This window comes from Aeribacillus sp. FSL K6-1305, assembly GCF_038050115.1.
Lineage (GTDB): Bacteria > Bacillota > Bacilli > Bacillales > Aeribacillaceae > Aeribacillus > Aeribacillus composti.
Genome location: NZ_JBBOQV010000001.1, coordinates 1963254 through 1987075, shown reverse-complemented (window position 1 = coordinate 1987075; position 23822 = coordinate 1963254). Strand labels below are relative to the sequence as shown.

General features: G+C 37.9%; 22 protein-coding genes and 1 pseudogene. 15 read left to right on the top strand and 8 right to left on the bottom strand.

Annotated features, from left to right (window positions below; genetic code table 11):
- The first annotated feature begins 391 nt into the window (after positions 1–391).
- Complete coding sequence (locus tag NST97_RS09610; protein ID WP_066247365.1) at positions 392–1276, top strand: diacylglycerol/lipid kinase family protein; 885 nt, start codon at positions 392–394, stop codon at positions 1274–1276.
- Between the two features lie 828 nt (positions 1277–2104).
- Here NST97_RS09610 and NST97_RS09605 read toward each other — a convergent pair.
- Positions 2105–3478 carry an IS1380-like element ISGsp2 family transposase gene (locus NST97_RS09605; RefSeq protein ID WP_339195758.1) on the bottom strand — a complete coding sequence of 458 codons (1374 nt, stop codon included), beginning with the start codon at positions 3476–3478 and terminating at the stop codon, positions 2105–2107.
- Positions 3479–3951: 473 nt separating this feature from the next.
- Between NST97_RS09605 and NST97_RS09600 the strand changes: the two genes are divergently transcribed.
- From NST97_RS09600 to NST97_RS09570, 7 genes are all read left to right on the top strand, one after another.
- Positions 3952–4470: a general stress protein gene (locus NST97_RS09600; protein ID WP_144598223.1), complete on the top strand. Its 519-nt coding sequence runs from the start codon at positions 3952–3954 to the stop codon at positions 4468–4470.
- Positions 4471–4500: 30 nt separating this feature from the next.
- The gene (locus tag NST97_RS09595) at positions 4501–5331 is read left to right on the top strand and encodes a DUF1835 domain-containing protein (protein WP_311066470.1); all 831 of its coding nucleotides are present in this window, start codon (positions 4501–4503) and stop codon (positions 5329–5331) included.
- Positions 5332–5345: 14 nt separating this feature from the next.
- Positions 5346–5672 (top strand): YnfA family protein, encoded by a 327-nt coding sequence (locus NST97_RS09590; RefSeq protein ID WP_044895977.1) that lies wholly within the window; start codon positions 5346–5348, stop codon positions 5670–5672.
- A 534-nt stretch (positions 5673–6206) separates the two neighbouring features.
- Complete coding sequence (locus NST97_RS09585) at positions 6207–7922, top strand: M48 family metallopeptidase (RefSeq protein ID WP_341343149.1); 1716 nt, start codon at positions 6207–6209, stop codon at positions 7920–7922.
- A 458-nt stretch (positions 7923–8380) separates the two neighbouring features.
- The gene (locus NST97_RS09580) at positions 8381–9736 is read left to right on the top strand and encodes an MFS transporter (protein WP_066247353.1); all 1356 of its coding nucleotides are present in this window, start codon (positions 8381–8383) and stop codon (positions 9734–9736) included.
- A 108-nt stretch (positions 9737–9844) separates the two neighbouring features.
- Positions 9845–10300 carry a DUF3237 domain-containing protein gene (locus NST97_RS09575; protein ID WP_339193297.1) on the top strand — a complete coding sequence of 152 codons (456 nt, stop codon included), beginning with the start codon at positions 9845–9847 and terminating at the stop codon, positions 10298–10300.
- A gap of 236 nt (positions 10301–10536) precedes the next feature.
- A complete protein-coding gene (locus NST97_RS09570) occupies positions 10537–10629 on the top strand; it encodes a DinB family protein (RefSeq protein WP_339195824.1) in 93 nt (30 codons plus the stop codon).
- 31 nt (positions 10630–10660) lie between these two features.
- Here NST97_RS09570 and NST97_RS09565 read toward each other — a convergent pair whose 3' ends face one another.
- Both NST97_RS09565 and NST97_RS09560 read right to left on the bottom strand, forming a co-directional pair.
- Positions 10661–11245, bottom strand: a complete 585-nt coding sequence (locus NST97_RS09565; protein WP_339193295.1) for a DUF1648 domain-containing protein — start codon at positions 11243–11245, stop codon at positions 10661–10663.
- Positions 11238–11864 (bottom strand): hypothetical protein, encoded by a 627-nt coding sequence (locus NST97_RS09560; RefSeq protein WP_311066466.1) that lies wholly within the window; start codon positions 11862–11864, stop codon positions 11238–11240. Before NST97_RS09560 ends, NST97_RS09565 begins: the two co-directional genes overlap by 8 nt.
- A gap of 254 nt (positions 11865–12118) precedes the next feature.
- On the opposite strand from NST97_RS09560, the gene NST97_RS09555 reads away from it, so the two are divergent.
- Positions 12119–12877 carry a MerR family transcriptional regulator gene (locus NST97_RS09555; protein WP_339193293.1) on the top strand — a complete coding sequence of 253 codons (759 nt, stop codon included), beginning with the start codon at positions 12119–12121 and terminating at the stop codon, positions 12875–12877.
- 660 nt (positions 12878–13537) lie between these two features.
- On the opposite strand, the gene NST97_RS09545 is transcribed toward NST97_RS09555, so the two are convergent.
- The 5 genes from NST97_RS09545 to NST97_RS09525 form a co-directional block, all read right to left on the bottom strand.
- Positions 13538–14287 (bottom strand): helix-turn-helix domain-containing protein, encoded by a 750-nt coding sequence (locus NST97_RS09545; protein WP_341343148.1) that lies wholly within the window; start codon positions 14285–14287, stop codon positions 13538–13540.
- A gap of 96 nt (positions 14288–14383) precedes the next feature.
- Entirely contained in the window at positions 14384–15019 is a 636-nt protein-coding gene (locus NST97_RS09540; RefSeq protein WP_311066462.1) for an FMN-dependent NADH-azoreductase, read from the bottom strand.
- 407 nt (positions 15020–15426) lie between these two features.
- On the bottom strand, positions 15427–15630 hold the full coding sequence (locus NST97_RS09535) for a hypothetical protein (protein WP_063386282.1): 204 nt from the start codon (positions 15628–15630) through the stop codon (positions 15427–15429).
- Positions 15631–15635: 5 nt separating this feature from the next.
- Positions 15636–15851, bottom strand: a complete 216-nt coding sequence (locus NST97_RS09530) for a hypothetical protein (RefSeq protein ID WP_063386281.1) — start codon at positions 15849–15851, stop codon at positions 15636–15638.
- A gap of 716 nt (positions 15852–16567) precedes the next feature.
- A complete protein-coding gene (locus NST97_RS09525; RefSeq protein ID WP_375338759.1) occupies positions 16568–17770 on the bottom strand; it encodes a trans-sulfuration enzyme family protein in 1203 nt (400 codons plus the stop codon).
- Positions 17771–17920: 150 nt separating this feature from the next.
- Between NST97_RS09525 and NST97_RS09520 the strand changes: the two genes are divergently transcribed.
- The 6 genes and pseudogenes from NST97_RS09520 to NST97_RS09495 all read left to right on the top strand — a co-directional run bounded on the left by NST97_RS09520 (position 17921) and on the right by NST97_RS09495 (position 23755).
- Complete coding sequence (locus NST97_RS09520) at positions 17921–18244, top strand: antibiotic biosynthesis monooxygenase family protein (RefSeq protein ID WP_063386279.1); 324 nt, start codon at positions 17921–17923, stop codon at positions 18242–18244.
- Positions 18245–18459: 215 nt separating this feature from the next.
- Entirely contained in the window at positions 18460–19434 is a 975-nt protein-coding gene (locus NST97_RS09515; protein ID WP_327856213.1) for a bile acid:sodium symporter family protein, read from the top strand.
- A gap of 338 nt (positions 19435–19772) precedes the next feature.
- Positions 19773–20726 (top strand): annotated as a pseudogene (gene serA, locus NST97_RS09510) (phosphoglycerate dehydrogenase); the annotation flags it as partial.
- Between the two features lie 103 nt (positions 20727–20829).
- Positions 20830–22059: a 5-aminolevulinate synthase gene (gene hemA / locus NST97_RS09505; protein WP_144598213.1), complete on the top strand. Its 1230-nt coding sequence runs from the start codon at positions 20830–20832 to the stop codon at positions 22057–22059.
- A 98-nt stretch (positions 22060–22157) separates the two neighbouring features.
- Positions 22158–22655, top strand: coding sequence for a GNAT family N-acetyltransferase (locus tag NST97_RS09500; protein WP_094244543.1), 498 nt, complete (start codon positions 22158–22160; stop codon positions 22653–22655).
- Positions 22656–22675: 20 nt separating this feature from the next.
- Positions 22676–23755 carry a Gfo/Idh/MocA family protein gene (locus tag NST97_RS09495; protein ID WP_094244544.1) on the top strand — a complete coding sequence of 360 codons (1080 nt, stop codon included), beginning with the start codon at positions 22676–22678 and terminating at the stop codon, positions 23753–23755.
- Positions 23756–23822: the final 67 nt, after the last annotated feature.

Genomic DNA, 23822 nt, shown 5'->3' with positions numbered 1-23822 from the left:
TTTTTCACATTGACAGCATAAATGGAGTTGTGTGAATAGATTCCTGTAAATAGGAGAAAATTGTAATAAAATAGATAGAGAATTTACAAAAAACTTGGCAAGACAGTGCATGGGAACATCTTCCATTTGAATGTGCAAACGAGATGAATGTATCAACGGATTGGGTAACCAAGCAGGAAAGTGGTTGGACCGCTTAATCGGCAAACAAGCAGTTGTTGCTTTCTAATCCATCTAGAAAACTTCTGACAACCTTCTTCTGTACAGAAGCTTCATCGAGAAACGCCCACCTCTAAACGAAGTGAATGTGGAGATGATAAAACCATGCCAAATAAAACGGTTTTGGCATAATATATAAAACTTTCATATCTTTAATAAAGGAAAGATCTTTAGTATGTATTATTTTATCGTCAATAAAATCTCAGGAAACGGAAAAGGATTAAAAGTTTGGAAAAAGACTGAAAAGTTGCTTCAAGAAAAACAGATAAATTATCAAGTGCGCTTTACCAATCGTCCAAAACATGCAGCAGAAATTGCTAAGGAGTTGTCTTCTGAAAAATGTTATGCTGTTGTAGCCGTAGGAGGAGATGGTACAATCCATGATGTTGCTAACGGGTTAATCAATTCGAATATACCTTTGGGTGTTATTCCTGCAGGATCGGGAAACGATTTTGCAAGGGCTCTTGATATACCAAAGGACTATAAAAAGGCTTTAAAACGTATTTTAATGGGAAAACAAAGAAAAATTGATATTGGAAGAATTGGCAACGAATACTTCATTACTGTAATGGGGATCGGTTTTGACGGTAAAGTCGCCGAGATAAACAATGGCTCGAAATATAAAAATTGGCTGAATTTTATTAGATTAGGTAATCTTTCATATGGACTTAGCTTCTTGCATGTTTTATTAAAATATCGTCCTGTCAGCATTCAATTAATGGTTGATGGGGAGAAACTAGTTTTTTGTAATGTATGGTTAATTGCAATTGCCAATATCTCAAACTATGGCGGAGGTATTAAAATATGTCCAAATGCTTGTTATAATGATGGACTATTTGACATTTGTATAGTACACGGCATGAATAAATGGGAGCTGTTGCGCACTTTTCCAAAGGCGTTTAAAGGCAAACATATACTACATCCTGGTGTAACTATGATAACAGGGAAACAAGTGGAAGTTATCTCCGATTTACCTGTTATTGTGCAAGGAGATGGCGAGATTCTCACTAAAACTCCGATGAGTGTGACGATTCAAAGAGGTGGGTTGCTTATCATTTAAATAGTGGTTGTAAAGATGAATGATCTTAGTGAGAACACGACTTAGGTATTTCTGTTTGGGAAGTCATTCACCATAATTAGTATAAAAATGGAAAAACAATTTAATACACGATGCATTCCAAGTCTTTTCTTGTTAACTTATAAGGGATGTAAATGTCTCTCAATAAAAAGATTTTCTTAACATACTTTAGCTTTATTATCAATTTGAAAATTGGGGAATTATAAAATCGTTATTGGACTTTAAATGCAAAAGTTATTTACTGAATGTTTGTAAATATAATAAATTTTAATCTTTTCAACGTTGCAGATATATTAGTTTTAGGCCAAAAAAAACAGTCAGGAAATTAAAATCTTTGGAAGATGTGGCGAGTTTCTGATATTTTTCGTACAAGTTTGTATTTTTTCTCAGAGTTCATGAGCGTTTGTACATTTGATTTCGCTAACGAACTGTTTGATGATTACAGCTTACTCATAACGCATTTTTTATGGATTTTAGTCTATTACTATATTAATCTGTGTCTCTTTTTTAATCTAACTTTATTTAGAACGAGAATATGTTCGTGGATCCAAAATAATGTTTTGCTCACTTCTCATTGTAAAATTGTTGCAATTTAAATTATTTCCTGAATCCGTGATGAATTGAAATCGACTTTGATTTTGTTGTAATTTTGATGGATTGATAATCCATAAAACCCCTTTTATGCTTATGACCTATGTCATCTCTATTTCCGAAAATGGAACAAATCTCTTTTTTAGGTATACGAACCAAAAAAATAGACAAAAAAGCACAGGGAGTGACGTTGGACATCAGTTCCCGAACATTCGTTCGTTATCTTACCTCTCTCCATTTCTGATAGACGTTCAGTAGGGGCTCGCTATAGCCACTCCTTCGCGTCAGTTTCATCCAGATCTGTCGTGATCGACGGACGAGTCGCCCTGCCATCGTGATCACCGTCTGAATAATCGTCTTGATGCGGCGGCGTTTCACTTTGTGGTGCAACGGATGTCTCGGATCGCTTAATAGATCTTGTCCAATCAGACGAAGAAGATTGTAAACGAAGGCTCCCATGACCAACACGAGCGCATTCGTTTTCATCTTCCCAGATGGAAGCCGCTCTAAATCTAAGTCGCTCTTCAGTTCGCTATGAAACTGTTCGCATGTCGCATGGTCATGATACAACGCGAGCACATCGCTCATTCGAACATGCTCGTATCCTTTGAGCCGCACCCAATAGCTTTCCACTTCATAATCAGGAACGAGCATCAGCTGTCCATTGCGTTCCATCGTCCGTTCCGTCACTTGGGTGACTTGAACGTACGTATACGTGTTCCCATCGATCGCTGCCTTCTGTGGAAGGCATAGCTCATAGGTTTGTACTCCTTCGCTTTGTCCATCATCGACACGTTTGCCCTTTTGCGAAGCGATCTGGAACCAAAGCGCTTTCGATTCTCGGCGTAAGTTTCGCTTGATGACAAAGTCCACGTCTTCCTTTAGGCATACGTGCACATTCGCTTCTGCATCGTTTCCTGCATCCATGCGAACAAGCAGACGAGATGAAGTCAGTTGACGAGCTCGACGGATAGCGGTGACTAAAAACGAGGGCATGTTGTCTTGCACATGTTGTTTCCCTGGACGCAACTCGGCATGAACGAGATACCCTTCCTTCCCTGCATACGCAAACAACGGTGTAAAACCGTCAAATCCTTTATACGTTCGACTGACTCCTTCTTTTTTCGTATCGGAGTTGTCAAATGGGGAACCATCTATATCAAGGGGAAGCCATGTCGTCTTTCCTTTGGTCCAACAAGGGGACAAAGTGGCATGTCGTTGAATCAACAGACGTATGGACTCCTCCCAAAGAATCGTTTCGGTCATCGGAAGACAAGCGAGCTGATCGAGTCGTTGTCGCAAGGTTGGAGAGGAAGGCACGTGCTGAATCCCCATCGATGCCGAAAAGATATCGTCCTGACGATACGCTTCGATATGATCGAAATCCGTTTTTCCTGTGGCAAGCAAGCCAATCATCGAGCGAATGACATCGCTATGGGAAATGTGCACTTCTCGACGAACCGTTGGAAGCCGAAGTGCGTTTACCCGTTTATCCAGTTTCGTTCGATGGAGTAAGTAGCCAACGAGAGCAAGCCCAGCACTTGGGGTAATCGCTTCATCTGTCAATACAAACCGAATCGGGAAATCTTTCATCACATCACCTACTTGATGAAGAATCGTCAACGTCGTTTTCCCTTATCGTATCAACGGTTTGCGACCATTGTAAAGATGTTTTGTCACGGATTCAGGTTATTTGCCAATAAATAGTTTGAAGAGAAGGCTCTTGATCGTTCAATCAAAAAATAGGAGAAAGTAAAAAAATGATAAAACATTTTCATGGAAAAGGGCAATGAATCAATTCAGAATTTTAACCCATTTTTTATTAAAAAATAAAGTACCTTAGTCAATTTTTAAACACTGCGATTCAAGTTGTGTCCTAGATGTTGGCAATGGAAAATTAGGATTGTTCGGTGCGAAAAGCACATAAAGTTTCTCCGTTAAATATCAATGAATACAGCATCTAGTGAAACAAAACAAGAGCTGAGACGTATGAAAATGGTGCTATACCGTATTTACATCCTTAACGATTAATCAGCCATCCGAGACGAAGGAACTAGGTGATGCACTTGAGGGGAAAATTGGAGAAGAGATTTTTCTATTTATATACTGGGGAGGCAATGGCAGCAGTCATTTTTTTTATCATTAGTTTCATTTGGAATAAAGTCTTTGCCCATTTGCATTTATATTCGCTGTACTCTTTTTGGATTTCGTTTTTTCTGTTAGAGTTTCTCTTATTTCAGGGTAGTGTGTATTGGTTTGCAAAATGGAAGCGATTAAAAAAAGAAAATACTGCCATAACTCCTGCTTATATCGTCCATCGATTAAAAAATATAAAGAAATGGAATACACTGTTTATCATCATTTCGCCTTTCATGTTTTTTGTCGATCTAGTCAGATGGTATCCGTCGGTACCTGCAACAGGATTGTACATAGCGGGATTTATTTATGTTTTTGCCATACTTGAGTATATAAACTATTTTCATATTCAGCTTTCATATGACAATTTTTCTGATATGAAGTACCTCTTAAAGTCGAAAAAGCTGAAAAAATCGTGTTTACGTAAAGACTTTGAAAGATTAGGATAAAGTAATAAGATAGCGGAAGGAAGATTATAAATGATACATATTCTGCTTGGCGCTTCACCTTCGGGAAGTTTAAAAATGGTCTTAAGGGATTTAGATGTGGAGAAAAAAGAGCGCGTCATTTCTTTTTGGGAAACATTCTCGGTAGGTCCGATCTGGAGACTGCATGAAGACATTGGAAAAGAAGCGAGATTTCATTGGATAAAAAATAATTTGACGGATGCATACAATGAGTTTCATGAGTATGAACAAAACTTTCAAAAAACAGTCAATGAAATAACAGCGATTCCAGAAGGATCACCTATTATGATATGGATTTCTGACAACGCTCATGAACAGACCGGATTGCGATTTGTTTTATATCTATTGAAGAATAAAAATAATGACATCTTCCTCATCAACACGACAAAGGTATATGGCGAGCTTTTTAAGAAACGAAAAGAAAAATATACTGTTTTGGATACAGGTGAAATTCCTCCTGAAAAGCTTCGATTCATATATGAACAAAGTAAAAATGAACCGCCTCTTTCCCAGCATGAAAGAGAGAGTTTTGAAAAGGAATGGCTCGCTCTTGCAAATACTCGCGAAGTATTGCGAATTTGGCAAAACGGAACGATACACAGCGTTTCGGAAGATTATTATGATCTTTTCATAATAAACAGAGCGAAAAAGCTGCATAATGAAATGAAGACGAAGGATTTTATAAAATCAGTTAGATTAATCGGTGAAGTACTGGGGCATCTAGACCAATATGTAGGAGATGAATTCTTGGAATATCGGCTAAGAAAGCTGATTGAAAAGAGAGCTTTTGAAATGGAAGGCAGTCTGGAAGCTATGGCCTTCTATAGTGTTAAATTGCGATAGGAAAGTGGTGAAATATGATTTACGCCATTATTTTATTTATTCTTGCTGGTTTAGCTGAAATTGGCGGAGGGTACTTAGTCTGGCTATGGATACGTGAAGGAAAACACTACTTGTACGGAGTTATTGGTAGTATGATCTTGGTTCTATATGGGCTGATCCCTACTTTGCAAAACTTTCCTACATTCGGTAGAGTATATGCCGCTTATGGCGGCGTGTTTATTATTCTTTCTGTTTTGTGGGGATGGTGGGTTGATAAAAAAACTCCTGATATTTACGATTGGATCGGAGCAGGCATTTGTTTAATTGGAGTTTCAATCATGCTTTGGGGTCCAAGACATTAGACTGTCCATTCTGATAGGGATTTTTAATAGAATAGCTGCAATTAAATAATGTGCGAGTGAGTAAGCTTTCTCGGAACATATCGAGCATGAGCAAGACAAATTCCGTATAGGGAGTATGGCATCCTAATTAATTGACAGTTTTAGCGTTATGCTGAATGACTTTTTTCCGGTGATGCCGATAATGTGCGATTTTTTAATAAAGGCTTCAGCTTGCCGTTACACTTCAGAGATATTACAGGCTCTGAATAATGGCAACAAGCGTGGCGGAAGGTGCAATCAAAATGATTTTTTTGTTTTATTTGAATAACAGATCGCTCTCATTCCCGACCAATCCAACGAGTCTTTAAAAAATGGACGAAAATCTCCTTAATGTCAAGCTATTGCAATTTTTTTAGTATATAAAAAGATTGCTGGCGTTCTTAGGAAGCCCCTGCTGTTGAATTGGTGAAGCGAGGAATTCAATTTTTTAGAAACTTTTATAGAAAAAAAACGTTAATACATATGTAAGGAATATAAAAAAAACGGGGTGTGCTCATGATCTGGGCGTTGGTATTGATTATGCTTGGAGGAGTGTTAGCTGGTTTTTTGCATGTTTGGTTGAAAAAGCGGATATCCTTTTTTCCGTTATTGGTGATAGAAATCGTACTGTTATCTGTTCTTGCAGTCTATTTATTTATAGCATATGAATTAGGTTTTACAATTAGAGCGATGTCTAGCTTTGGATACTCTTTTCTTATGTGTTTAATCACGTTTTCCCATGAATCGGGTTACGATAAAATAAAAAATGAAGCAAACAGAGTGGAAATTGAAAAGATTGAACTCAATAAACATTCGAGTCGGGTTTGGGTTGATGCGGCATTTGCGATGACATTCATTGGTCTATCTGTCTTATATTTTGTTTTCAATTCATACGATTCTGTTTGGTCTCTTATTTTGTTATATACGAATGTTGTAATGATTTGTCAATTGTTAAAAAAAGCTGTTCTTTATCGAAACCTTGAAGTGTATTTCAGTAAAGAAACAAATTGTATTTACATATTATCGAACATCACAGCGAAACGATATCCGCTTTCAGAACTTTCAGAAGCAAAGCTCGAGTCAAATGTTGATGTACTTAAATTATTCCCATTATTTACGATGTTTTCAACAAATGAAGATTTCACGACAAGTATGGGAAAAACATTAAAGCTAGTATTTTCAGGCGAAACTGTCTATTTTAATGCTAAAAACACTTCTTGGCTTACGACCATTGAAAGCCGGGAAGAAAAGGAACTACCGTCGGAAATTGCACAAGTTGAAGTGCTTCCATTTTATCATAAAAAAAATATAAAAAGACTTCTCGGCAAAATGTACTTTGCCATTTCCGTCAAAGGAGTCGGCGCCTACACGACATTGACTGTTATCTTATCACTGCTAAAGGTTCCTATTTGGGTGATCACGATTGCGGTCATTGTTTTTTGGATATTTAATCTTTACATTTCTGATCGATTATTAAAAATTGCATTAGACGTGAAAGAGATAGATGATCCAAATGTTTTAGCTGTTGCAGACAAAGTGCTAAGTCGGGCCGGAATTTCTGATGTGAAAGTTTTTCAAACAGAGGCGAATGAATTAAACGGTTTTGCAGCTGGGGCAAACATCGGTCGATCAATGATCGTATTAACGTCGGAAACGTTAAAGCTTCCGTTGGAAGCAATCGAAGCGGTTTTTGCTCATGAAGCTGTGCATGTAAAAAAACGGGATGTCATGATCGGTCAAATTATACGTATACTTGCGCTTTTAGTAATTGTTTTATTTATTTACTGGTTATACCATTCTTTTCTACTAAGAAATGAGTCTCTTCTTTTTTACATTGTTTTTGTTCTTATTTTATTCCTTCCTCTTATCCAGTCTCTTCTTTTGCAATGGATGGAAGTGCGGGCAGATCATTTAGGGGCTATATGGCTTGACAACGGAAATGATCAAATGGCAGACGGTTTAACTGCTTTAGCTGTAAAACAAGATGAGTTGACATACAAAGCAGAACGCTACAATTTAAGTAATGAAGAACAAAATTCATCGATTGAGCGGGATTCATGGTTTTTCAGATTTCTAGAATTTCAATTTATGATCCACCCGCCAATGTATTGGCGTATTCAATCTTTAAAGGAAACTGGAACGGAATGGAACATGAAAAAAATACGAAAGTGGTGGAAAGAGCGTTTTTACGAATCGCTTCCTGATAAAAAGAATAAAATGGAAAGCATGTGAATCATTTTTATCGTTTGAAATGCTTATTAAATTAAACGATACAAACGTAACCCCCATACGAGAAAATGTGGCGAATTTTCATATTGAGTCGGCATTTTGAGTGCCGGCTTTTTGTATTTTATGGGTATCCGCTGATCATAATCTTTTTGTCTTCACCTTTTCCCAATGCCGGGAAAATCGTAATGGAAGACGAAAACCAATTTGGCCCGCTAGCAGTCAGAGTGAGAAATAGAAGAGTATTTGTCAATCTTCTTTTCTGCAGATTTGACCACATAATTTAGGAAAATGAATGTGTTTTTTTCTACAATAAGTAGATAACAATTATGATAATGAGATGCTACAATCAACTTAAAGATAATTCAAAATATTAAGTAAAAGAGAGGTGTTTCAGATAAATTGCAAACGCTTACTTAAAATGTGAAATACAAAAAATTTTTGATGAGGAGGTCTATCATAATATGAAACGGATTAACCCAATGAACGTAATTGACAACAGCCGCATTCATTCATTCCATATTTGGCTGATTTTCTGGTTATTTATCGTTATTATGTTTGACGGATTTGATGTTGTCATTTACGGTGCTTCTGTCCCGCTGCTTATTAAGGAATGGGGAATTTCGGATGTCACTGCCGGGGCTATTGGCAGCTATACAGTTGTCGGAACAGCAATCGGTGCTGTTTTGTTTGGATTGTTATCGGATAAAATAGGGCGAAAAAATATTATTTTGTTGACTACGTTCTTGTTTAGCTTTTTCACGCTGCTCGCAGGTTTTGCAGCAAATCCTGTCTTATTTACGATCTTTCGTGTCATTGCAGGTGTTGGTCTGGGCGGAGTTATGCCTAATGTCGTTGCAATAGCAACTGAATATTCACCGCGACGGGTTCGCACAGCAATTGTTTCATTCATTTTTTGCGGTTATTCTGCAGGAGCTATTCTGGCAGCGCTTACAAGCAGGCAGCTCCTTCCTACAGTTGGATGGGAGTCAGTATATTGGGTAGGCGGAATTCCCTTATTGTTCATTCCTTTCTTGTTGAAAAGTGTTCCAGAATCCATCGACTTTCTTTTGGAAAAAGGAAAGGAAGAAGAAGCTAAAAAAATTCTTGCCAAAATTGAGCCGGGAATTAGCAGCGATGGGGAATTTGAAAAAAAGGAAAAAGTGAAAGAAGCGGGATCGCCTATTGTCAGTTTGTTTGAGGAAAAACGTGCATTCAGCACCGTTATGTTCTGGATTTCCTGCTTTAGCGCATTTGTATTAATTTATTCCATGAATACATGGCTGCCGCGCCTTATGATGGAAGTTGGCTATGATTTAAGCTCAAGCCTTGCATTTACTGCTGTCATGCAAATTGGGGCGATTGTCGGAACAGTTGTTTTCGGCCCTATAGTTGACCGGCTAGGCTTTAAAAAAGTGCTTGTTCCATTGTTTTTCTGTGGAGCCATTGCACTATCTTTAATCGGTTTTGCCAACAGTACATTCATCGCTTTTGCCCTGATTTCTGTTATTGGTGCAGCATCCGTCGGGGTTCAAAATATGGCGAACGCATTCGTTTCTCAATATTATCCTACTAATATGCGTTCAACAGCTGTAGGAAGTACAATGGCATTTGGCCGTTTAGGCGGAATAGTTGCCCCTACATTTGTCGGGATTTTACTTTCATTAAATTTACAGCCGCAATATAATTTTGCAGCTATTGCCAGTGCAGCAGTGCTTGGCGGTTTAGCAGTATTGTTCATTCAAGAGCAGCATTCAGTCTATTACAAAGAGAAAAAACAATCTGAGATAATCAATGAAGATGTAGCCGTCGAAAAATAATTTTTGTAAAATCCCGAGGAGATATTTTCTTCGGGATTTGAAATTATTCTTAGCGGTAAAGCGATTTGTAAAAAATAAAGTCGCTCAACTTTGGAAGGGGAAAGAAAAATGCCAATAAAAATAGAGCATCTGTTAACTGCCAGCATAAAGGTAGAAGAGCCGATTATTATTGGTGATGTTGGATTAGGGATAAGGAGGGTTATTCCGATTATTGGTGGAAGATTTGAAGGCCCTAACATAAAGGGAAGAGTACTTTCCGGAGGAGCCGATTACCAATTAATACGAAAAGATGGGCTGACGGAATTGTTAGCCCATTATACAATTGAAACAGACGACGGAGTGCCTATTTATGTAGTTAATAAAGGATATAGGCACGGACCGAAAGAAATTATGAATAAGTTGATTTGCGGCGAGGAAGTTCCACAAGACTCGTATTATTTTAAAACATCTCCCGTTTTTGAAGTAGGTAATAAAAAGTATGATTTCCTTAACAAGATGATATTTGTAGGAGAAGGAATTAGAAAACCGTCCGAAGTACAAGTAGCATTTTATCAAATTCTTTAATTCATATGTTATCGGCCTTTTATCGATTTGCAAAAACAGTGAAAACCGGAAATCTGGATGTATTTGGCGAAAAATTGAAAGAGATGGAAAAGGACTTAAAAAAACTAGCAGAAATGTATACTGAAAGAACAAAAAGCCTGCTAGAATCCGTGACGAATGAGGATCTAGATCGCCAAGTCGATCTTTCCAAAATTTTTGGAGCGAAAATGTCTGGATCGCAATGATTGCAAACTGCGATGGATCATGAAATCCACCATAAAGGACAGCTGTTCGTCTATGTGCGGGAAATGGGGAATACGGCCCTTCTACGTTATGTGATGCGCGGTTGATGAAATGAACCAGATGATCATCGAACTGATGTCATCTGGTTTCTTTCAGAACTTTGTTTGTGCGGAAGGCAAAATAAATCGATGTCCCTAGTATGACAATTAAGAAAATATAAAGCGGGTAGACTCCAAGTCCATCTGCTTTTCCGAGTGCGACTTGAGCGGTTCGCCAGACCCCGAATAAAAAGAAATAAACTATTTCTGCTTGCAATAAACGGATGAAAATCCTTCCTTGATTATAAAGAAGCTTTTTTTGTTCTTTTGTAGCATTGTACTGATAATAAAATGCGTCGGGAATGCGGGACAATAATGTTGTCAAGACAAATATTCCTAGTCCTGTAAAAGGCAGAACAAGAATGAAGCCTTTTCCGCCGAATCCATCCGGTTCGCCTTTGAAATTGAAATGCCGTGGTATAGTATCCGGCAAATGCTCCCAAATGAAAATGACGTAAATGAACATTGCTGAAAGCCCAATAATTGAAAGTGTCAAAAGAACATTTTCAATTTTCTTTTTTTTCTCCACAGAGAAAACCTCCGTTTTTCCATTATCGATGTTTTCATACGTATTCACCGTTTGTTGTGTTTCATTTAATCGCAGCTGCAGGATTCTATTACTCATTTACATCCCAAGTAACTGTAAAGCTTCCTTTCAGTTTGTCGCCTGTGACGATGATATGGTAGATGCTTTTTTCTGCCGCTTTGATTTGATATGTGCTTTCGTCGACTTCTTTCATGGCGACAACGTCGCCGTCTTTGTTCAATACATGAAAACCATGTCCGCCTCCGTTATTGTTTTGAATTTTAACGGAAAACGTAATCGTTTGACCTTTTTCCGCATAAATCGGAATGGCGTGTTCTCCGTGGAAATAGTCGAAAAGTGCGATATAGCTTGAATTCCTTTTCCATTCGCGCCAATCTTTTTTTACAGTAAAATCCGTGTTTAAAATAATACACAAAATAAACGGAGCACAGATTGCAAAAATATATTTAAAAAATGCGTTTTTTCGCGCCATGTATGTTCCAAAATAAAAAACTAATGAACAAAGAGCTCCAACTGTTCCGCCAACAATCACCATCATCCATCCGAAAGGCAAAAAAAAGAGATATCCTGCCAAAACGTAAAAGGCAATTTTAATGGTTCCAGTGATTTTAGGAATTTTCACAGCCAGCAGGTCAATAAAAATAGAACAAATTATTCCGTATCCGTAAAAAATGCTCCAAAGAAAAGGGTTATTCAAATCTTTTGAAACTCCATACAATTCAAAATCAGCTGCAATGAAAAAAACAGTAAAAAAAATAAACAGCGAGAATCCGGCGCCGGTGAATTTGGGTTTAACATAAGAAATAGCATTGAGGATATTTTTTTGTAAAAACACTAAGTGATCACAGCCTTATTTTATTTTCTCAATATTATGTTTATTATAACATTAATTTTTCTCTGTACATTGACGTTGCGTAAAGGTTTATGATGATCTTGTCAGGAGGTGAAAGGATGGAATATACGGTAAAACAATTAGCAGAATTGACCGGAGTTACAACAAGGACATTGCGATATTACAATGAAATTGGGCTTCTTATGCCAGCGAAAATCAATTCATCCGGATATCGCATATATGGGGAAAAAGAGGTTGATAAACTGCAGCAAATTCTTTTTTATCGAGAGCTTGGAGTTGATTTAGATACAATTAAAAAAATCATCAATTCACCATCCTTCGACAGCATGAAAGCTTTAAAGGAACACCGCGAAAAGCTTCTTGCAAAACGCAGGCAGCTAGATTCATTAATCGCAAATGTGGAGAAAACAATAGCGGCAAAGGAAGGAAGGATCACGATGAGCGATAAAGAGAAATTTGAAGCTTTTAAACAAAAATTAATTGAAGAAAATGAAAGAAAATATGGGCATGAAGTTAGAGAAAAATATGGAGGCGAAGTCGTCGATCGATCTAATCAAAAACTGAAAAACATGACAAAAGAGCAGTTCGAACAGCTGAAACAGCTTGAGGAAGAGGTCTTGAATACACTGAATAAAGCATTTGTAACTGGAGATCCAGCGAGCGAGCTGGCACAGAAGGCAGCTGATTTGCATCGTCAATGGCTCTGCTATTTTTGGGATCATTATACGAAGGAAGCTCATAGAGGAGTAACAGAGATGTATGTAGCAGATGAAAGATTTAAAGCGTATTATGATAAAAAACATCTTGGAGCAGCGGAATTTTTAAGAGATGCAGTTCGAATTTATACCATGAATTGAAAAGAATTTTTTACAATTCGGTCTTTGGAATGCTTTCTTTGATGAACCATATTTTAATTCTGTGGCATCAACTACCCATTTTTCATTTGGCTTTTCCGCTGTGAATTCACGATTCAATATATTTTCTGCAACATGTTGAGGAGTAGATCGCTTATAAGATTTCTTCTTTTTTCGAATAACAGATTGTATACCGGCAACTTTCATCAGTCTTTATGATTGAAGTTCTGACCAAGCTTTCGATTTATATTCAACGTCATCCGACGGTAACCATAGATGCCGTCAACTTGTTTTTTGCAAAATAAAAGTGCAGAGAATTGCAAAATCCTTATGCAGTGATTTGCAATGGGGCTTTACATGGAGGAGGAGCCATGATAACCTTTTTGGTTTTGCCAAAACTGTTGAATCTGGCGCTTGGCTAAAGAATCATGGCTACAGAGGATCCATGTCAAGCCCTTGATGGATAGATCACATATCTGTATATTTATTCAAAATTTTGAAAAAGATATACTGCAACACTCTGTATTTTTTTCTTGCAGAAAACAGTCAACTTTCTCATGGAGAACTTTCATCTCTTTTACGATTTCTTCATTCTGAAGTTCTCGGGAGGAAGGCGAACGTTTTAACCACTTATAGTAAGCAGCCCGTGAAATACCGGCGATTTCACATAATAAGATTATGCTTAGGGTTTTCTTTCTCGTGAAGTTCCCGGATTGCGATATACTTGTCTTCAAAACGGATTTGGTTTACTTTCGCCTCCTTTCGATTTCCTCTAACTTTCTTAAAAAGATTCTCCGCACGTAAGCGTTCATTTTCTCTTTCTAACTTTTTCATCTCCAGTTTCATTTTTTCTTCTGGAGATAACTTTGCTTCTTCTTTTTTTCTTCCTCGTTTGTCTTTCAGCGCTTCTTCTTTACCATTTTCATACTTCTTCACCCATTGATATACTTGTTGATAAGAAACTTCATAAGTCTCTGCTGTTTTTTTATAATCTTTTCCGTTTCCTAAACAATCAAGCACAATTTGTATCCGTTCATTGCAAGTCGTTTTTCTTCCTTTAGTCATAGAGCTTGTCTTTCCTTTCGACGTTAAATCTCTATGGCTATTATACTTCTTCATCCATCGTTGAAGTACCGATCTACTTGAAATACTATATGTCCTGACAATTTCGTATTGTGAGAACTCACCAGATAAATAATCTTTTACAGCTGCTTCAGCTGCTTCCTTAAAACCTTTCCAAGAATTTAAACGTTCTAAACCCTCTATTCCAAATTCCTCAAATTCATTTATCCATTGCCTTAAAGAATATTTAGTAATTTGATGCCTTTTACAAAGCTCTTGAATAGTACATTCTCGGTTTTCATATGCAAGTAAAACTTCAAGTTTGAACTCTGTAGTATATTGCTTATACATAGAAAACTCCCCCTAAGGTAAAACAGATTTTTTATATTTTAATCTGTCTACCTTAAGGGGAGCATATCATGAAAGATCAGCCTCTTTATTTTTTACTTAAAACGTATGCGCTAAATCTTTTGCTCTCGCAATTGCGTTTTGTTTAATTTCCTCTGCTTTTTCAGGTTGAGCAGCGTGTCCTTCTACAAACAAGCCTTCAAATGAAGGAACACCGAAAAATTGCATCACAACAGCCAAATAGCGGTGACCCATTTCCATTTGAGCTGCTGGACCTTCTGAATAAATGCCTCCACGCGCTTGAATATGCAGGGCTTTTTTATCAGTCAATAACCCAACAGATCCTTGTTCAGTGTATTTAAACGTTTTGCCTGCAACTGCAACTGCATCAATATATGCTTTCAAGACAGGCGGAAATGAAAAATTCCATAAAGGTGTAACAAAAACGTATTTATCCGCTTCAATAAATTGTTCACAAAGCTCTGAAAGACGTCCAACTTTCGCTTTTTCCTCGGAAGTAAGCTCATCTAAGCTTTTTCCGGATCTCAGTTTCCCCCAGCCATTTAATACATCAGCATCGATTTGGGGAATATGTTCTTTATATAAATCAAGGTGAATTACTTCATGGTCAGGATTCGCTTCTTTATAGGTTTCGATAAAAGCCTTTCCTGCTGCCAAACTGTAAGATTGGGTGTCATCAAGTGGATGTGCTGTAATGTACAATACTTTTGTCAACGTAAACCTTCCTCTCTTGGTGCAATTTTAGTTTTTTAGTGAAAAAATAAAATTTATAAATTTTTATTTTGAAAATATTTATTTCGAGATAATTTTATAGGAATTTGTTTTAGATTTCAAATGATTTGTTTGCAAAAAAATTTATCCAAATTTAGTCAAATAATTTGTTTTCAGCTGTCTAATTTGTTTTTCACGTCTTATCGGTCAATAAACATGGCTGATCTACGAATGAGCCTTGATCAGTTATTTTTGATTTTGAACGCTTTCGCCGTGAAAACCGTTTTTCATCCATTTGTTTGGAATATAATTTATTATTCCCTGTAATGTGAAGCTTAGCTATTGCCATCTTCTCCTCAAATGATAAGGCAGCATTTTCTTTACGGAAAGGCAGAGTAAATGCCCGTTTCTTAAATTCTTTTCCAATAATCCCATCGTCCTTCATTTATTTCTTTTTCGATTGTTTTAATATATTTCTTTAGTTCAACGGGCATCTCGTCATTTTCCAGCTCATCCATTGTAAAAGTAATCATTTGCGCACCGCTGAAATCCATGACCTGTACAACTCTTTGCCGACCTTTAAAATATGTTAGCATAATGTGATATCTACCCATTCGTTTCACCCTATTTTTCGTTTTTTTATGGGACCAATTGAAAGAATGTTGGATCGTTTAAACGTTCGGAAAGTTTTTCGAAAGTGGCAGTAAGCGCGAATGTATTTATCGTTAAAGTCTTTTACTGTAATCAATCTTTCTGTTATTACCCCTTGATCGGTCATGTAGATCATCTTTAAAGCAAAACCGTACTTTTTGGCATTCAGCAGCAAACCGTTCATGATTTTCACCTCACAAAAAAGAACGTTTGTTCTATTTTTATTATATGCGAATATATGTTCTGATATGAAGAAGAAAATTTTGGAACGATTCATTTTTTTGGGCATCTTTCTTTAGAATGGAATGGCAGAGATTGAAATCACATGGAGAAGGGAATGCTGTTTTTTTCGAGAAGCGTGCAAGTGGGGAAGTTAAAATCATTTTAAATAAAAAATAGCTGTCAAGCGGGCCTCTATATCGATGATTTATTGACAACACATGCTGTCTTGGAGTGCGTATGTAAAACAAATCAGCTTAACTTTAAGAAGCGAGGCGGAGTGCTGTGTTGACATAACTCATCTGCTCCAAGGATGGGGAGAAACTAATCTTATTTACTATTAATACGGCAAAATTTACATCCCATTAAATAGAACTGATGAAGCAGTTATTTTTTATCATAAGCTGCCAAAGCTTGTTCAGGTAGTGTGTTCAATAGTGATATTTAGAAATGATAGATTTCGAGTGTTTCAAATTGCAAGATGTATGTTTAATAAAATCAAGATTTTTCTGCAAGCACTAGCTCCTAAAATGAAATGCATTTTTAATTGAGGCTGTACAGAAAGTCAAATCTCCATTGAAAACAAAAAATCATAAACTTTCAAAAAGATGAAAGGGGGCGTCAATAAGCCGATAAAACGGCTTATTAGACAGCCCCCGCCATTGTCCGCACATTCCTTCATTAAATTTTTTGCAGAGCTTGTCTGACATCTTCTTTTAAATCTTCGATATGTTCTATGCCGACAGAGAAGCGCACGAAGTTTGCCGGGATTCCTGCGAGCTGCATTTGTTCTTCGTTCATTGTTCCTTCCCACATCGCTGCTGTATGTACAACGAGAGACTCGACTCCGCCAAGGCTTACAGCGTTAGGAGGAAGCTTTAATGCGGAAACAAAGCGCTGTGTTTCAGCATAACCGCCCTTAATGGAAAAGGCAATAACGGCACCAAAGCCTTTCATTTGCCGCTTAGCAAGCTCGTGCTGCGGATGGCTTGGCAGCCCCGGATAATATACCCGTTCAACTTGAGGCTGATTCTCAAGAAATTCGGCTAACGCCAAAGCGTTCGCGTTAATCCGTTCGATCCGCATAGGAAGCGTGCGCAAGCCTCTCAGCAATAGCCAACCATCCATTGGCGAAAGCACTGAACCGATGGAAATATGCGTATTCCAAATACGTTCAGCTAATTCCTCGTTTGTGCAAATTACGCCAGCTGTCAAATCATGATGGCCGCCCATGTATTTTGTTGCACTATGGACAACAACATCAACCCCAAAGTCATGTGGACGCTGATTGATAGGGGAAGCAAACGTATTATCTGCGACAACGATAATTCCATGTTGGCGGGCAAGATCACACACTGCAGCTAAATCTGTCAATACCAATGTAGGATTGGCAGGCGTCTCAACCATAATAAGTTTTGTATTCGGACGAATTGCCTTTTCAAACGCAGAAGTGTCGGATTGGTCAACGAACGTCACGTCAACACCAAATTTCGGCAGCAGCTCATCCATAATTTTCGTTGTGCTCATATAATGATTTTTTTGGGCAATCACATGATCGCCTGCTGCTACAAGCGATAAAATAGTTGTCGCTATCGCTCCCATACCAGAGCCGGTTACTAAGGCTGTTTCAGTTCCTTCAAGATCTGCTACAATTTTTTGAACCCGTTCATGCACTGGGTTTCCGTAACGTGTGTAATATCGCGGATGACGAGGTGTTCCAGCAATTTCAGAAAATTCGCTTGCACTATGTGCCTGGAATGTTGCGGAATAGTAAATAGCAGGATTGACTCCTTTTTCGTCCGTTATAGAATCGTCGCCATGGATGACAATTGTTTCATCTCTGAGTGCTTGAGGATTCCGTTGTTCTTGTTCATTTCTTTTCATTATTTATTTCTCCCTTAAATCAAAGTAATTTTATAGATATTATATATCTATTATTAAAAAAAATAAAACTAGTTTGAGAATTCATTTTTGTTCATTATATGATAAAACAGTATGAAACTTTTCGTTTTGATAAGAAAGGGTGCTTGAAAAATGAATTATACAAAACGTTTAAACGAGTATTACGCCGTGATTTTCACATCGGAAAGAACAGAAGGGGACAATGGTTATGAGGAAATGGCAAAGGAAATGGATCAATTGGTGTCCAAACAGCCCGGTTTTTTAGGAGCAGAGAGTGCAAGAAATGAGAATGGGTACGGAATTACAGTTTCATATTGGGAATCATTGGATGATATCAAACGCTGGAAAGAAAATGCTTTGCATAAAGCGGCGCAGGATAAAGGCAGGAAGGAATGGTATAAACGTTATACAATCAGAATTTGCAAAGTAGAAGAGGAAAGGGTTTTCCATATTTGATAGATACTATAGCCCAGAAGAATGGCCGCTTCCCTAAAAAACCAAGGGAAAAGCATGAGACTAGGTTCATAGTAACTTCGCAAAATGTTTTGACATAGCGCTGGATTGGTGAGAAAAAATTGCATATTATATAATGAAGTAAAGATTGTTCACTATTTGTGAACATTAGGATTGCGCAACTTTTCATTTTAGCTTAACACTGGAGAGAGAGAAAAATGTTAAAAAACATAAACAGCATAATGGAAAAGATGCTTCCTTTTTTAACCCCGTCAAGTGTTGTGATCGGGATTGTATTTTCAACTATATTTGACGATTTTTCTCAGCTTGTTCCGTGGATTTTTGCTTTTATTACGTTTGCGGGCAGTTTAAATCTTAGTTTTCATGCGTTTAAGCAGGCTCTTTTGCATCCGCTGCCGATTTTCGTCGTTCTTTTGCTGCTTCATCTTTTCATCCCGCTTTGGGCGTTTGCTGTCGGCCATCTTGCTTTTCAAGAAGACAGCTTCACAATCATTGGTTTAGTTTTGGCCGTGATCATTCCAACTGGTGTTACAAGCTTTATTTGGGTATCAATCCATAAAGGAAATTTGGCTTTAGCTCTTGCTGTTATATTAATAGATACGTTTATTTCTCCTTTTGTCGTTCCTGCCAGTTTATTAGTATTGGTGGGGAGAACGGTAGAAATCGACGTATGGAATATGATGTCTGGCTTATTTTTCATGATTATCCTGCCTTCCATTTTAGGAATGCTTGTAAATGAGTGGACGAAAAAAGAATTGAAACAGCGTATTGCAGCCGTTTTAAGTCCGTTTTCGAAAATAGCCTTATCGCTTGTAGTGATCATCAACAGTGCGATAGTGGCTCCTTATTTGGCGAACCCGAATAAAAAATTAATTTTGATTGGGTTTTTCGTTTTTTTGATTGCTACAAGCGGCTACTTTTTTTCATGGATGACCGGGCGTCTATTAAAATTTCAACAGGATGATATCATCACTTTAACGTTTACGGGCGGAATGAGGAATATTAGCGCCGGTGCAGTGCTTGCGATCACTTATTTTCCGCCGCAAGTGGCGGTACCGGTTGTCTTAGGCATGCTTTTTCAGCAGGTTTTAGCTTCTTTTTATGGACGCATGCTTGAAAAAGTTTATCACCATGCGCTTACTGAAAAAAAGTATGCGGCAAATGCAAAATGAACGCTTTTATGCAAAAAAGCATTTATAAAACGTTATGTGAGCATCCCCTTCAATTAAGGCATTTCTGCCTATATTGAAGGGGTTTTTTAAGGGCAATTTCAGGCATTGATGTGTTAATTATTTTATTCGCCAATTGGACGCAGAACTGGTAAGGAGCATCAATAATGACGTTACATGAATCAGCATTTTTTAACAGTGTTTTAGTAATATTTATAACTCAAACTATAAATTAACAAAAATTAACTTTTTTTACAAGGAAAATAAAAGCAAATATAGAATTGATTTGGTAAGCGTGCGCTAATAGATCCTAAAAATAAATTACAGAAGGTATTTAAACAATGTTTCGGCTACTAGTCTCTGACAAAGTGAACAATGAAGGACTGAAACCGTTGATAGAATCAGAAGCGGTTGAAGTTGTCCAAAAAAGTGTATCGGAAGCAGAAGATGAACTAAATCTTTTTGATGCTCTTTTGGTGAGGAGCAGCACAAAAGTAACGAAAGAGCTTTTAGGAAAGAGGACCTCTTTAAAAATTATCGGAAGAGTCGGAGTCGGTGTAGATAACATTGATATTGATGAGGCAACAAAGCAAGGAGTAATTGTCATTAATGCTCCCAATGGAAATACCATTTCGGTAGCCGAGCATACACTTGCGATGATTTCTTCTTTGATGAGGCACATTCCGCAAGCGAATATTTCAGTTAAAGCAAAAGAGTGGAATCGGTCAGCATTTGTTGGATCTGAACTTTACGGGAAGATCTTAGGCATTATCGGTTTTGGGCGCATTGGTATTGAAGTTGCCAAGCGGGCTAAAGCCTTTGGAATGAAAGTGCATGTATTTGATCCAATCCTAACTCCAGAGAGAGCAAATAATTTCGGTGTCGAAATGCTTTCTTTTGATGAAGTTCTTTCAAGTGCGGACATAATTACAGTTCATGCACCCCTGAACGAAAAAACGAGAGGATTGTTAAATAAAGATACATTGGCAAAAACAAGAAAAGGGGTAAGGATTATCAATTGTGCAAGAGGCGGAATTATTGAAGAAGAAGCTCTTTTAGAAGCTCTAGAAAATGGCCATGTCGCAGGTGCAGCGCTTGATGTTTTTGAAGTCGAACCGCCTATTCATTCAAAATTGGCTGATCATCCGTCAGTAATTGCGACGCCGCATATAGGAGCCTCGACAAAAGAAGCGCAGTTTAAGGTCGCTGCACAAATTGCCGAGGAAGTTTTGCGATTTATAAAAGGCATGCCTGTTAGGTTTTCTGTCAATTTTCCGCCCGTTGCACAGGAGGAGAATATTAACAAACAATTGATTTTACATTAAGAGTGCGGCTGAAAAACAAAAATTACAATTCCTTCTTGAATGGAATTTATATTTATTGGAGGATGATAGAGTTATGTATACAGAAATTCTCAGCGACAAGCTAAATTCGTTGAAGGAAAGAGGGCAATACCGTGAATTTATTACGATTAACCGCATATGCGGCCAGTATCCTTTGGCGAAGTTGAATGGCAAGGAAGATGAGCAGCCTGTTGTTGTTTGGTGCAGCAATGATTATCTGGGAATGTCCCAGCATCCTTTAGTAATTGAAGCGATGCAAGAAGCAATCCGGTTAAATGGAGCCGGTTCAGGCGGATCGCGGAACATAGGCGGCACACACTACCAATACACTTTGCTTGAATCATCATTGGCTGACTGGCACGGTAAAGAGGCAGCACTCGTTTTTCCGACCGGATACAGTTCAAATGATGCAACATTACAATGCTTATTGCGTCTGTTCCCTAATTGCATAGTGTTTTCCGACGAGCTTAATCATGCCTCCATTATCAATGGGATACGAAGTGCAAAAGCTGACCGCGCCATATTTAGGCATAATGATGTCGAACATTTGGAGGAATTACTAGCTTCCCAGCCGCATAATCGAGCCAAAATCATCGTATTCGAGTCAATATATTCGATGGACGGCGATATCGCACCGATTAAGGAAATTGTGAATCTTGCTAAAAAATATAACGCACTAACATTTCTCGATGAAGTTCATGCTATCGGTATGTACGGTCCTCGAGGAGCAGGAATAGCTGCAGAGCTTGGAGTTGCCAATCTCATTGACATTATACAAGGAACAATGGCGAAGGCGATAGGAGTGATAGGCGGGTATATTACTGCATCGGAATTGCTGATTGATGCTGTCCGCTCCTTTGCATCCGGCTTTATTTTTACTACCTCCCTGCCGCCGGCAATTGTTGCTGCATGCTATACAAGCATCGGGTATTTGAAATCTTCTGATAAAGAGAGAAATGAACTGCATAGAAAGACTAATCAGCTAAGAAAGATGCTCGTTCAGGCAGGTATACCGGTAATGCCATCGAGTGTAACACACATTCTTCCTGTAATGATTAGGGATGCAAAAAAATGTAAGGCAGCTGCTCAAAGAATGCTTGAAAAACATAAAATCTATCTGCAGCCTATTAACCCGCCGACAGTTCCTGTTGGTACAGAACGGTTTCGAGTCAATGTTACACCGAACCACACTGAAGAGCAGATGTTGCAGCTAACCGATGCATTAAATGAAGTTTTTTGCCACTTTAATATTCCATTTGCACAATCGGCCGATGTGTTCGCATAATTGGTTAGAGATAACCTATTACAATTCTGAGATAAGAGTAGTCCATAGTTTTTTGCCACCCTTAACGTATACAACAGAATAGGAGAGGATATTTATTCATGGATCATAATTTAAAAATTGTTGCTAGAAAGGCAACCATCAATGATGTTGACATGCTGATTGATTTAAGGAAGCTGTTGCTCAATGAAGGGGCAGGCCACTATGTTTCGAAATCACCCGAAGAACAAATGGCATGGCAGAAAAGCTATCGGAAATGGCTTATTCACAATATACCTGCAAATGAAAAAATGGTAATTGCTGTAGCCCACTATGATGGCGAAACCGAAATATCGGCCTGTGCTATAGGAATCATTGATGAACGTGCGCCGATGAAAGGATGTTTAAACGGACTTGTTGGGTGGGTGCAATCGGTTGTTGTTCACCCTGAACGGCGCCGTAGAGGGTTTGCAGAATGTTTAATGAACTATATTTTGGACTGGTTTCAGGCCAATAATGTTGAAAAAGTTATCTTACAAACAACACCGATTGCAAAAAATTTATATAAAAAGCTCGGATTTATTGATTCAGGCGAAGAGCTTTTAATAAAAGAAATTTAAATGTTAAAGGGAGGCAACTGATGAACGTCTTAATTTGTGGTTTGGGATATGCAGGGACAAGATTTCTTAAAGCTTTTTCCAATATGAATAAAGATATTGTTGGAGCTAGAAAAATCAATTTTGCATATGTTAATAGAAATCCTAAACGCAGGGATATTCAATACTTTAAAGAGGTGGATGCTGCTATTGAACAATTTGAGCCTCACATTATTGTAATTAGTGTAAATGATGAGTTCCACATGGATATAATTAAAAAGTTGGAAGGATACAAAGGCTTTGTTATTTGCGAGAAGCCCTTGGCGAATACGAACGATGATTTAGAGCTGCTGGAAGCGAAACTTAAAAGTGTATCTGGATTCTGTCTTAACCTTATAGAACGTTACTCTGATGCAACCATCGTCTTGAAAAAGTTTGTTGAAGAGCATAATTTGCAGCTTATTCGGGCCAATTTTTACTGGGGAAAGAACAGAATGAATGATTATAGGCCAACTGTAGGTGTGATCAGCGAAATAATCCATCCGCTAGATCTTATCCAATGGATTTGTGCATCCAATACTGATCTGGAGTTAAAGTCTATTCAAGGCACTCGATCAGACTTCTCCGTATCAGGTTCTGACGTACTTGACAGTGCAGCCGTAACTGCATGTTTAGGAAAAGCGGCAATAACCGGGTATAGCAGCTTCGTAAATATTGTCCGAAAGAGAGAAGTCGATCTTGTATTCGCTTCTCCACAAAACCGTCTAATCTTTGCCAATATGGTGTTTGATACACCTGTATGGGATGTTGACCATCTTCGTATATGGGAAAGAACTCCTTTCGGAGAACAGGTCATAATGGACATGAAAACGAATATTGATGACTCGAAGCCTGAACTAAAAACAATACGCAAATTGGTAAGATTGGTTAATGATGTTGGCGGGTATGTAGTAAACGGAGCAGCTCCTTCACAACCGTTTGCTAGCCTTCAAACAGCTTTGAAGCTCCAAAAATTATTAAATACAATAGAACGTGATGCTCAGACAATTGGACCGATAAATTATGTTGTTGGTTCACAACGGGAAATTTACAACGATGAAAATGATTGGGAGCGTCTAGGCTAAATGAATGCAAAATTTCAATTGATAATAATTGTAAATTTATCGGTTTTTTGAACCAATTTTTTAACGG